The following is an 11,551-nucleotide window of genomic DNA, read 5'->3' as shown; positions in this document are numbered from 1 at the left end:
CGCACGGTCATGCACGCGCAGCGGCAGCCGTGTCTTCCTTTTTCAACCACCGAAAGCCATCCATGAAAGCACTTGCCTCCGTCATCGCCTGCACCCTGGCCCTGGCCGCCACCGTGGCCGTGCCCGCCCATGCCGCCACGCAGCAGGACAAAATGAAAACCTGCAACGCCGACGCCAAAACCAAGAACCTGGCAGGCGACGAGCGCAAGGCCTTCATGAAAGAGTGCCTGAGCGCCAAGGCCGAAGCCCCTGCCGATGGCAAGACCGCCCAGCAAGAAAAAATGAAAACCTGCAACGCCGACGCCAAGACCAAGGCGCTGAAGGGTGACGAACGCAAGAAGTTCATGAGCGAGTGCCTGAAAGGCTGATCAACGGCTGACCGGCCCGGCGAGGGCGGCCCAAAGAAAACTGCAAAAACAATAGCTGCCATCGCTTATATAAAAAGCGCCAGAGGCCATTTTTCATGCAGGCATTGCCCGCCACACGCGGGCCCATCCTCAGGCTCTCTGGCATCACACATCCGGCATGGGCAGCAAATTCGCCTGAGCCGCCTGTTTGACCGCCTCGGTCAGGCGGCGAGCGGAAGACGCCTCGCGCTCCCAGTGCTGCCAGTACAAGGCCACATCCACCGCCGCCCCCGGCAGCAGTTCGACCATGCGGCCCGCCACGCCGGGCCGCGCCAGGTGCTGCTCCGGCACCATGCCCCAACCCAAGCCCAGTTCGATGGCGGCTTCAAAACCATCCACCGCCGGTGCAAAGTGCCGCGGGTAGGCGGGTTGTTTCAAGCCGATGTGCTGCGCCAGGAAGGCGTCCTGCAACCCGTCCTTGCGGTTGAAGATGACCGCGGGCGTGGCCAGCAGGCGGTGCACCGACAAGCCGCCCCCTTCCGCCTGCACCGACGCGGCCAGCGCGGGTGAACCCACGCAGCGGTAACGCATCACCCCCAGGGGCTCGGCCACGCAGCCCCGCATGGCGCGCGACAAGGTGGTCACACAGCCCAACACGTCGCCGCTCTTGAGGGCGTCGTGTGTGTGGTCCTGGTCATCCAGCGTGATATCCAGCAGCAGCCGGTGCCGCGCCAGCAACGGGGCCACCCCCGGCAAGAACCAGCTGGCCATGGAGTCGGCGTTGATGGCCACGCTCAGGGTCTGCCAAGGCGTTTCGGCGGCCCCATCCACCCCACCGCGCTGCAAACCCTGGAGCAGATCGGCCTCCATCAGGCGCACCTGGCGCACGTGGGTGAGCAAGGCCTGCCCCGCCGACGTGGCCCGCACCACCTTGCCCCGCACCAGCAGGCGCTGGCCCAGCACCTCCTCCAGGGACTTGATGCGCAGCGACACCGCCGCCAGCGTCACGTTGAGCTGGCGGGCCGCAGCGGCAAAGCTGCCCTGTTCGGCCACCGCGGCCAGGGCTTCAAGTTGACGGGCATCGAGCATGGATTTTGTTAACTAAATATTGATCGAATTTAAAACGCTTCAAAACAGTTTAAACAAATCCGCAAACCTTGCACACTGCATCCCAACACCCAGACACCTCTCCACCGGAGCTCCCCATGACCGCCTTCGCTTTGCCCGTTTTGGGCTCCACCTTCACCGCCGGGATGGTGCTCAGCCTGTCCCTGATCATGGCCATCGGGCCACAAAACGCCCATGTGCTGCGCATGGGCCTGCAACGCCAGCACGTGTGGCTGACGGTGGCCGTGTGCATCGTGGCCGACGTGGTGCTGATCGCCCTGGGCGTGCTGGGCCTCGCCCACCTGGGCGGACTGTCCGACAAGCTGCACGGCGCGCTGATCGGGGCGGGCCTGCTGTTCCTGTCGGTGTACGGCTGGCAGGCCTTCCAACGCTTCTGGCACCCCGCGGCGGCGCAACCGGACGCCCAAGCCACAACCGAAGCAACCGACGCACCGCGCATCGGCCGCTGGCAGGCGGTGGGTTCGGCGCTGGCGTTTTCGTGGCTCAACCCCCACGCCTGGCTGGACACCGCCGTGCTGATCGGCACCGCCTCGCTGGCCTATGGGCAGGGCAGCACCGTGTTCGGCATGGGGGCGGCCACCGGCTCGCTGCTGTGGTTTGCGGTGCTGGGCGTGGCCGCCTTCTGGCTGGGGCGTCGCCTCAACTCGGTGGCCATCTGGCGGGCGCTGGACGGTGCCGTGGCCCTGATGATGTGGGGCACCGCCGCCTGGCTGGCCCGCAGCCTGTTCTGAACACGCCGCCCCCGCCGCACCCGATAGACTTGCCCCCTTTTTCCAACTTTTGCCACCGCCCGTCGGCCCCGCGCCGGGGCGGTGTGTCGCTGATCAAGGGGACCCTGTGTTCAAGAACCTGTCGGTTTATGCCGTCACGGCGGGCTGGCCCGCCTCCCTCACCGCGCTGGAAGAGGTGCTGAGCGTCATGCCCTTCCTGCCCGGCAGCGCCAGCCAGGAAAAGTCGGTGGGCTGGGTGCCCCCGCGCGGGCAGGCGCACGGCGTGCTGGCCGAATCGGTCAACGGCCAGTGGGTGCTGCGCTTCATGGTCGAGACCCGGCAGGTGCCCAGCAGCGTCATCCAGGGCAAGGTGGACGAAGCCTGCGCCGCCATCGAGGCCAGCTCGGGCCGCAAACCCGGCAAGAAGGAAAAGCGCGACCTGAAAGAAGAAGTGAAGGCCGCGCTGCTGCCCCAGGCCTTCCCGCGCCAGCAATCCACCTGGGTGTGGCTGGACCCCACCACCCACCGCATGGTGTTGGACACCACCGCCAACGCCCGGGCCGACGACATCATCACCGCGCTGGTGAAACTGGTGGACGGTTTCACCGCCGAACCGCTGCAAACCGCCACCTCGCCCGCCGTGGCCATGGCCCGCTGGCTGTCCGAGCAGGAAACCCCCGCCGGTTTTGCCATTGGCCACGAATGTGAACTGAAGGCCGCCGACGAAAGCCAGGCCGTGGTGCGCTACGCCCGCCACCCGCTGCTGACCGACGAGGTGCGCGACCACATCACCCAAGGCAAGCAACCCACCCGCCTGGCCCTGCACTGGGACGACCGCGTGCAGTTTGTGCTGAGCGACGCGCTGCACCTGAAAAAGCTGGTGTTCGAAGACCATGTGCTGGAGCAGGCCAAGGCCCAGGGCCAGCGTGCCGACGACTTTGACGGCAGCGTGCTGATGGCCACCGCCGAACTGGGCCCGCTGATCGGCGACCTGATCGACGCGCTGGACGGCCTGGCCGAGATCGGCACCTCGGCCGGCCCCGCCACCCGCCGCGCCGCGGCACCGGCCCCCGTCACCACCGGCGCGGGCTACCAGGCCGCCGCCACGTCCTCACCGTCCAGCGAAGACGACCCGCCGTTTTGATCCTTTCGGTCACCGCGAGTCATAATAGACTGGATAAAACATCAGGCAACCCAATGGACTCGCTGGAACTTTGTGCAGGTGCGGGCGGACAAGCCCTGGGGCTGGAGCGTGCGGGCTTCGAGCACCGCACCTTGGTGGAAATTGACGCCCACGCCTGCGCCACGCTGCGCCACAACCGCCCGCATTGGCAGGTGCACCAAGGGGACTTGGCGGCCTTTGACGCCCAGGGTTTCAAAGGCATTGACCTCGTGGCCGGCGGTGTGCCCTGCCCACCGTTTTCCAAGGCCGGAAAGCAGCTGGGTGCGGACGACGAACGGGACCTGTTCCCCCAAGCCATCCGGGTGGTGGACGAAACCCGCCCTCAGGCCGTGATGCTGGAAAACGTGCGCGGCCTGTTGGATGCCGTGTTTGTGGACTACCGGCAAAAAATTGCCCGCCAACTGCAAGCCCTGGGGTATTGGACCGACTGGCATTTGTTCAACGCCGCCGATTTCGGGGTGTGCCAACTCCGTCCCCGGGTGGTGTTTGTGGCGGTGCGCAAGGAATTGGCCGAGCACTTCCAATGGCCGGAGCCCTCTTTGGAGCGGCCACCCACGGTGGGCACCTTGCTCGGCGACCTGATGGCTGAGCGAGGCTGGCGCGGGGTGCAAGGTTGGATGCAGCGGGCCAACGACATCGCCCCCACCCTGGTGGGGGGCAGCAAAAAGCACGGCGGTCCTGATTTGGGGCCCACACGGGCACGCCAGGCCTGGGCCTCACTGGGGGTGGATGGCAAAGGACTGGCCGACCTGGCCCCCGACGCCGACTTTGTGGGCATGCCCCGCCTGACGGTGCGCATGTGCGCCCGCGTCCAAGGGTTTCCGGACGAATGGCACTTCACCGGCAAAAAAACCCCGGCCTACCGACAGGTGGGCAATGCTTTCCCGCCCCCCGTGGCCCATGCGGTCAGCCAGCGCATTGCCATGGCCATTGAGGCTGGGGCCGCCAGCCGTTCCAAGCGGAGGGTGGCATGAGCGCCCAACCAACTCCCCCCAAAGGGGCTCGCGCCAAGTTGCGCCAGCATTTCCTGAACCACCTGGGCGAAGTGTTGGAGGCCGAACAACTGCGCAAGGTGGCCGGGGACATCAGCGAATGGGCGCGGCGCATCCGCGAACTGCGCACGGAAGAGGGCTACCAGATCCTCACTCACAACGACCGGGCCGACCTCAAACCCGGCCAGTACCTGCTGGAAACACCCAAGCCCCAACCTGCATTTGCCCGCGAAATTTCCAAGGAAACCCGGGCCTACGTGCTGGACCGCAATGGGTTCACCTGCCAGATGTGCGGCGCCGTGGCCGGGGAGCCCCACCCCTACGACCCCACACGCAAAACGCGCCTGCACCTGGGCCACATCATCGACAAAAGCATGGGGGGCAGCGACGAGCCCGCCAACCTGCGGGCCATTTGCTCGGTGTGCAACGAAGGTGCCTCCAACATCACGCTGCCCAGGCCGGACCTGCAAAAGCTCCTGATCCAAGTGCGCCGGGCCACCACCGCCGATCAATTGGCCGTTCTGGACTGGCTCAAGACCAAGTTCAAGCGCTGAACGCGGCCACACCCGACATCCGTTCCTGCCCCCACCCCCGCGCCCAGAACTGCGGCTGGCCGTAGTGCTGCCTGAGGTAGTCCACCCACAGCCGCACGCGCAGCGCCAGGTGTTTGCGCTGCGGAAACACGGCGTAAATGCCGTTAGGCGGGGCGGCAAACGCCTCCAGCACCGGCACCAGGCGACCGGCGGCGATGTCGGCCTCCACCTCCCAGGTGCTGCGCCACGCAATGCCGTAGCCGGACAGGCACCATTCGTGCAGCACCTGCCCGTCGGAGCAGTCCAGCGGGCCTGCAGGGCGCAGGTGAATGAGTTCGCTCATGCCCGGCTCGGGCGGGTCCAGCGGCACCTGGAAGGCCCAGCCCCGGGTTTGTGAGGCGTCGCTGGACAGCACCAGGCAGTCGTGCCGCGCCAGCTCGGACGGGTGGCGCGGCGTGCCATGGTGGCGCAGGTACTCGGGCGTGGCCACGCACAGGCGGCGGTTGTCGGCCAGGCGCACGCTGACCAGCGAGGAATCGGGGAGGTCGCCCACGCGCACGGCGCAGTCGTAGCCTTCGGCGGCAATGTCCACCACCCGGTCCGACAGGTTGAGCGACACCTGCACCTCGGGGTGCAGCTCCCGAAAACGCGGCACCAGCGGGGCCACATGCCGCCGCCCGAAACCCGCCGGGGCGGTGATGCGCAAATGCCCGCTGGCCTTGACGCCCCCGGCGCTGACGCTGGCCTCGGCGTTAGCCAGGTCCACCAGGATGCGTTGGCAGTCTTCCAGAAAGGCGCTGCCCTCGTGCGTGAGGGTGATGCGCCGGGTGGTGCGCACCATGAGCTTGACGCCCAGTTGCTCCTCCAGCGCGTCCAGCCGCCGCCCGACGATGGCCGGGGCCACCCCCTCGGCCTTGGCCGCCGCCGTCAGGCTGCCGCGCTGGGCCACTGAGGCAAAGGTTTCAATGGCTTTGAGCTTGTCCATGGCCGGGCATTATGGGGAGGCCAGTGGCAGCCGGGCCACCGCGTCCAGCCCTTGCACCTCGCCATGGATGATGCGGTTGTCCAGCGACAGGCCGCCGCCCAGCGCCAGCACGATGCCGTGGCAGATGGCCAGCCCCAGGCCCGAGCCCTGGCCGTCGTCGGCATGGCCGCGGGCAAAGGGTTGGAACAGGTGGGGCCGCAGTTCGGCAGGCACACCCGGCCCCATGTCGCGCACCCGCAAGGTCACGCGGCCCGCGCTCGCGCTGCCCTCGTCCACCCACAGCGACACGCTCAACTCGGCCCCGGGCGGGCTGAAGCGGATGGCGTTGTGCAACAGGTTGCGCGCCAGCTCGCGCAGCGCCCATTCGTGGGCGCGCACGGGGGCGGGGTCCTCGGGCAGGTCCAGGCCGAAGTCCAGCTGGCGTTCCACGGCCAGCGGCGACACGTCCAGCGCCACCTGGCGCACCACGGCGGCCCAGTCGGTCAGCGGCACGTCGGCGGCGCTGGTGCCCGATTGCAGTTGCTCGGCCTTGGCCAGCGCCAGCATCTGGTTGGCCAGGGCGGTGGCGTCGTCCACGGTGTGGGCGATTTCGGCCAGGGCCAGGTCGGGCGGCACATCGCCCCGGCGGGCGGACTGCACCTGGGCCTTGAGCACCGCCAGCGGCGTGCGCAGCTGGTGCGAGGCATCGCGCACAAACCGCTTCTGGTGCGCCAGCAGGTGGCTCAGGCGGGCCATGTGGTCGTTGGTGGCGTCGATGAGCGGACGCAGCTCCTGCGGTGCGTCGGCTGCGGGCAGCGGGGACAGGTCGCTGTCGCTGCGGCGGGCCAGGGCATCGCCCAGGGCGTGCACGGGGTGGGTGGCGCGGCGCACCACCCAGATCACCACGGCGGCGATGGTGGCAATGAGCGCCAGCTGGCGCCAGATGGTGGCCACCAGCAGGCTGCGGGCCAGGGTCTGGCGCAGCTCCAGCGTCTCGGCCACCTGCACCGTGGCCATGCCCTGCCCGGCCGCCCCCGCCACCGGCTGGAGCAGCACGGCCACGCGCACGGGCTGGTCCAGGTAGGTGTCGTCGTAAAAGTCCACCAGCGCCGAATAGATGCCTTGCGAGGGAATCCGCCCATGCCAGGCGGGCAAGGCATCGAAACCCGACACCATTTCCCCCTGGAAACCGCTGACCTTGTAGAACATGCGGCTGCGGTTGTCGGCCTCGAAGGCTTCCAGTGACGAGTACGGCAGCGACGCCTGCAAACGCGCAGGGCCACCCGCATCGCCCGCCACCACCTGCAACTGCTCGCCAATGGCCTTGGCCGAGGCCAGCAGGGTGCGGTCGTAGGCGGTGTCGGCGGCGGACAGCGCCTGGCGGTACAGGAACACGGTGTTGACCACCAGCACCAGCCCCACCGGCAGCAGGATGCCCAGCATCAGTTGCCAGCGCAGCGACACGCCTTGCATGCGTCCCACGCGGTTCAGGCCGGTCATGCCACTCATGCCGTTCATGCGCCCTGGGGGGCCAGCTTGAGCAGGTAGCCCAGGCCCCGCAGCGTCACCAACTGCGCGCCGGTGGCCGCGAGCCGCTTGCGCAGGCGGTAGGCCACCACCTCGATGGCCTCGGTCTGTACGTCCAGCTCGCCGGGGAACACCTGCTCGAACAGCCGCTCCTTGGCCATGGCCTGCCCGGGGCGGGCCAGCAGGGCACGCAGCAGGGCCAGCTCGCGCGGGGGCAGGTCCAGGGGCTCGCCCTGGAAGTACACGGCGCCGCTGTCGCGGTCCACGTCAAAACCACCGCTCGGCGACACGCCCTGCACGGCCCCACCCGGCACGGCCAGGCCGCCACCCAGCCGCCCCGCCGTGCCACCCGCCGCCTGACCCGCAGGACTGCGCCGCAGCAGGGCCTTGATGCGGGCTTCCAGCTCGTCAAGGTCGAAGGGTTTGGCCAGGTAGTCGTCGGCCCCGGTGTTCAGGCCCAGGATGCGGTCGCCCACCGTGCCACGGGCGGTGAGGATGATGACCGGGGCCGCCAGCCCCTGAGCCCGGGCTTCGCCCAGCACGGTGAGGCCGTCGCGCCCGGGCAGGCTCAGGTCCAGCAGCACCAGGTCGGGCTGGGTGTTGCGCCAGCAGGCCAGGGCTTGCAGACCATCGGCACAGGTGCTCACCTCGTAGCCCTGACGCACCAGGGTGCGCACCAGCGTGGTCTGGAGCGACAGGTTGTCTTCGATGAGCAGCAGCTTCATGGCGGCATGTCCACCCCGGCGTGCGCTTTAACGCCACACCCAGGCAACAGCGCTTTCGGTGGTGATGTAAAGCTTGTCACCGCTCAGCGCGATACCGATTGGCGCATTCACATTCCGATTGGGCAGCCCATTGATCATCAGGCTGCTGACCACGCCGTCAGGCGTGATTTTGCGAATGGTACTGTTGCCGGTATCTGCCACATAGACGGTGCCGTTACTGTCAACGGCCAGCCCTCTAGGTCGGTTGAACCGTGCTGCGCTGCCCAAGCCGTCCGCACTTCCCGGCTCATATGCACGACCCGCCAAGGTGGTCACCATGCCGTCAGTGCTGATTTTTCGTATGGTGTGGGTGGATGAATCCGCCACATACAGGTTGCCGCCACCATCAACGGCTATCCCGACGGGAGTATCAAAGCGGGCTGCGCCACTGCTGCCATCTGCGCTACCGCGCTGACCAGCCCGTCCAGCCAAGGTGGTCACCATGCCTTCAGGCGTGATTTTTCGTATGGCATTGTCTGTGGAATAGGCATCTAGGGCTGCAGATCCAAGGTATTCTGCTACGTAGACGTTTCCGCTGCTGTCAACAACGAGCCCCTGAGGCGAACCGAACTCGGCCGCGCTGCCGATGCCATCTTTGATGCCCGAATGCCCGCCACGGCCAGCCAACGTCGTCACCACGCCGTCAGGCGTGACTTTGCGAATGGTGTTATTCCCAGTGTCCGCAACGTAAAGGTTGCCGCGGCCATCTACAGTGACTCCACTAGCGCTGTTAAACCGTGCAGCGCTGCCCGGACCGTCTGCGTTGCCACGCTCGCCAGCCCTGCCAGCCAACGTCGTCACCGCTCCTTCTGGTGTGACTTTTCGGATGGTGAAAGAATCCGAAACATAGACGTTGCCACGGCTGTCAACAGCTAATCCTTGGGGCAACTCAAACCGCGCTGCGCCGCCGCTGCCGTCTTCACTTCCAGTCACTTTTGCCCTGCCTGCCAGGGTTGTCACCATGCCCTCTGGGTTGATTTTTCGAATGGTGCCGGAACTGGAATCCGCCACATAAACATTGCCGCTGGCGTCAACGGCCAAGCCTTTTGGCCAGTTGAATCGTGCCGCGCTGCCGCGTCCATCTGCGCTGCCCTCCTTGCCAGCACTGCCGGCCAAGGTCGTTACCAAGCCGTCCGACGTGATTTTGCGAATGGTGTTGTTGAGTCGAATGCCAGGAATACCAGCATCCGCCACATAAACCTCTCCACGGCTGTCAACAGCGATCCCAATCGGAATTCCAAACCTTGCCTCTCCGACAGGACCATCTGCGCTGCCAAGCTCGCCTGCACGGCCCGCCCAAGTAGTCACCACGCCCTCTGGGGTGATTTTTCGGATGGCAGTGGCATCTGTTGCATAAACGTTGCCGCGGCTGTCAACGGCCACCCCATTGAGAGAGCTGAACCTTGCTGCGCTGCCGCTTCCATCCGCGTTGCCACTCTCGCCAGCACTACCCGCCAAGGTCGTCACCATGCCTTCAGGCGTGATTTTTCGGATGGTGTTTGAATCTGTCACATAGACATTGCCACGGCCATCAACGGCCAGCCCATATGGGCTATCAAAACGTGCTGCGCTGCCGATGCCATCTGCCCTGCCACGCTCGCCAGCCCGACCAGCCAACGTCGTCACCACACCGTCAGGCGTGACTTTGCGAATGGTGCTGTTGTATTGATCTGCCACATAGAGGGTGCCACCGCTGTCGACGGCAATCCCACTGGGCTGGCGGAACCGCGCCACGCTGCCTACACCATCTGTGCTACCCGGATCACCCGGACTGCCAGCAAAGGTCGTTACCACACCATCAGGTGTGATTTTGCGAATGGTGTCATTGCATTGATCCGCCACATAGACGCTGCCGCTGCGATCAACAGCGACACCACTGGGGGCGCAGAACCGCGCCGCGCTGCCGACACCATCGATTGCCCCAAGCCCTCCAAATGCACCCGCCAGCAAATTGAGGGCATTGGTTGGCTTGACCACGACCTCGCCACCGCCTGTTGTCCCCCCCGATCCTGGGGAGCTGGCATCACTGCCGCTCCCGCCGCAAGCGCTCAGTGCACTGGCAAGCACGACAGCCCCCATCAGGCTGATCAATTGTCGAAATGATGCGTAAACACTCACCGTTTTATTCCCCTGGATAAAAAAGGGAGGAGCATACCGAAAGCACGCAAATTGAAACGGATTCAGGCATCGCGGCCCTAACCATGCGATTCGTTGTTGGAGGTGTTCCGTGAACACAGATCTGGCAGCGAAGAGTGCACGAACCCAGTGCAAACCCCTAGATCCTGGACAGCCAACTGACAGCCAGCCTGTCGAACATCCATCCCCACACCTGTTCAGGCTTTTTCATACAAGGAGACTTGCCATGCGCCGCGACACCTTCCTCAAATCCATGGCCGCCCTGGCCACCACCGGCACGCTGGGTGCGCTGCCACTGTCGGCCTGGGCCAGTGCCAACCTGAAGATGATGATCCCCGCCAACCCCGGCGGCGGCTGGGACACCACGGGCCGCTCGCTGGGCAACGCCCTGCGCGAAGCCGGTGTGGCCGCCTCGGTCACGTTCGAAAACAAGGGCGGTGCCGCGGGCGCGATTGGCCTGGCCCAGTTCTACAACAGCGCCAAGGGCGACCCCAACGCACTGATGGTCATGGGCGCGGTGATGCTGGGCGGCATCATCACCGGCAAGCCGCCGGTGTCCATCACCCAGGTCACGCCCATTGCCCGGCTGACCAGCGAATACAACGTGTTTGTGGTGCCCGCGGGTTCGCCGCTCAAGACCATGAAGGACGTGGTGGAGCAGCTCAAGAAGGACCCCGGCAGCATCAAGTGGGGCGGCGGTTCGCGCGGCTCCACCGAGCACATTGCCGCCGCCATGATCGCGCAGGCCGTGGGGGTGCAGGCCGCCAAGATCAACTACGTGCCCTTCCGTGGGGGCGGTGAAGCCACCGCCGCCATCCTGGGCGGCAACGTGACGGTGGGCGGCAGCGGCTACAGCGAGTTCCAGCCCTACATCGAGTCGGGCAAGATGATCCCCATCGCCGTCACCTCGGCCAAGCGCCTGCCCGGCATCAACGTGCCCACGCTGAAGGAACAGGGCATTGACGTGGAAATCGGCAACTGGCGCGGCGTGTACGGTGCCGCAGGCATCACCCCGGCGCAGCAGGCCGCCCTGGCCGACATGATCGTCAAGGCCACCAAAACCAAGGCATGGGCCGACGCCATGGAAAAGAACGCCTGGACCCCCGCCCTGCTGACCGGCCAGGCCTTTGCCGACTTTGTGGACCATGACTTTGCCGCGCTGCGCGCCACCATGGTGCGGGCAGGCATGGTCTGAGCGCCACCGCCTCTCTCCCAGGGGCGTCAAGCCCCTTTTTTTGCATTTTTTTAAGCATCTTTTTGGCCTCTT

Annotated in this window: 11 protein-coding genes; 6 read left to right on the top strand and 5 right to left on the bottom strand. The window is 66.2% G+C overall.

The window, feature by feature from the left end:
* The first annotated feature begins 62 nt into the window (after positions 1-62).
* Positions 63-368, top strand: coding sequence for a PsiF family protein (locus ACYVB7_RS03295; RefSeq protein WP_460505144.1), 306 nt, complete (start codon positions 63-65; stop codon positions 366-368).
* 144 nt (positions 369-512) lie between these two features.
* On the opposite strand, the gene ACYVB7_RS03290 is transcribed toward ACYVB7_RS03295, so the two are convergent.
* Positions 513-1,436, bottom strand: a complete 924-nt coding sequence (locus ACYVB7_RS03290) for an HTH-type transcriptional regulator ArgP (RefSeq protein WP_460505143.1) — start codon at positions 1,434-1,436, stop codon at positions 513-515.
* A 116-nt stretch (positions 1,437-1,552) separates the two neighbouring features.
* Between ACYVB7_RS03290 and ACYVB7_RS03285 the strand changes: the two genes are divergently transcribed.
* The 4 genes from ACYVB7_RS03285 (at position 1,553) to ACYVB7_RS03270 (ending at position 4,914) form a co-directional block, all read left to right on the top strand.
* A complete protein-coding gene (locus ACYVB7_RS03285) occupies positions 1,553-2,206 on the top strand; it encodes a LysE/ArgO family amino acid transporter (protein WP_460505142.1) in 654 nt (217 codons plus the stop codon).
* A 106-nt stretch (positions 2,207-2,312) separates the two neighbouring features.
* On the top strand, positions 2,313-3,329 hold the full coding sequence (locus ACYVB7_RS03280; RefSeq protein WP_460505141.1) for a recombination-associated protein RdgC: 1,017 nt from the start codon (positions 2,313-2,315) through the stop codon (positions 3,327-3,329).
* Positions 3,330-3,382: 53 nt separating this feature from the next.
* Entirely contained in the window at positions 3,383-4,342 is a 960-nt protein-coding gene (locus ACYVB7_RS03275; RefSeq protein WP_460505140.1) for a DNA cytosine methyltransferase, read from the top strand.
* On the top strand, positions 4,339-4,914 hold the full coding sequence (locus ACYVB7_RS03270; protein WP_460505139.1) for an HNH endonuclease: 576 nt from the start codon (positions 4,339-4,341) through the stop codon (positions 4,912-4,914). Before ACYVB7_RS03275 ends, ACYVB7_RS03270 begins: the two co-directional genes overlap by 4 nt.
* Here ACYVB7_RS03270 and ACYVB7_RS03265 read toward each other — a convergent pair.
* Genes ACYVB7_RS03265 through ACYVB7_RS03250 form a run of 4 tightly spaced genes read right to left on the bottom strand, consistent with a single transcriptional unit; the run spans position 4,904 to position 10,266 of the window.
* On the bottom strand, positions 4,904-5,878 hold the full coding sequence (locus tag ACYVB7_RS03265) for a LysR family transcriptional regulator (RefSeq protein WP_460505138.1): 975 nt from the start codon (positions 5,876-5,878) through the stop codon (positions 4,904-4,906). The two genes, ACYVB7_RS03270 and ACYVB7_RS03265, sit on opposite strands and share 11 nt — an antisense overlap.
* A 9-nt stretch (positions 5,879-5,887) precedes the next feature.
* The gene (locus tag ACYVB7_RS03260; RefSeq protein WP_460505137.1) at positions 5,888-7,375 is read right to left on the bottom strand and encodes a sensor histidine kinase; all 1,488 of its coding nucleotides are present in this window, start codon (positions 7,373-7,375) and stop codon (positions 5,888-5,890) included.
* Positions 7,372-8,109 (bottom strand): response regulator transcription factor, encoded by a 738-nt coding sequence (locus ACYVB7_RS03255; protein ID WP_460505136.1) that lies wholly within the window; start codon positions 8,107-8,109, stop codon positions 7,372-7,374. Before ACYVB7_RS03255 ends, ACYVB7_RS03260 begins: the two co-directional genes overlap by 4 nt.
* Positions 8,110-8,136: 27 nt before the next feature.
* Positions 8,137-10,266: an NHL repeat-containing protein gene (locus ACYVB7_RS03250; protein ID WP_460505135.1), complete on the bottom strand. Its 2,130-nt coding sequence runs from the start codon at positions 10,264-10,266 to the stop codon at positions 8,137-8,139.
* A gap of 244 nt (positions 10,267-10,510) precedes the next feature.
* Here ACYVB7_RS03250 and ACYVB7_RS03245 point away from each other — a divergent pair, with 244 nt between their 5' ends.
* Positions 10,511-11,479 carry a Bug family tripartite tricarboxylate transporter substrate binding protein gene (locus tag ACYVB7_RS03245; RefSeq protein ID WP_460505134.1) on the top strand — a complete coding sequence of 323 codons (969 nt, stop codon included), beginning with the start codon at positions 10,511-10,513 and terminating at the stop codon, positions 11,477-11,479.
* Positions 11,480-11,551: the final 72 nt, after the last annotated feature.

This window comes from Hydrogenophaga soli, from assembly GCF_054777695.1.
The sequence above is the reverse complement of the archived record's forward strand: the minus strand, read 5'-3'. Positions and strand labels throughout refer to the sequence as shown.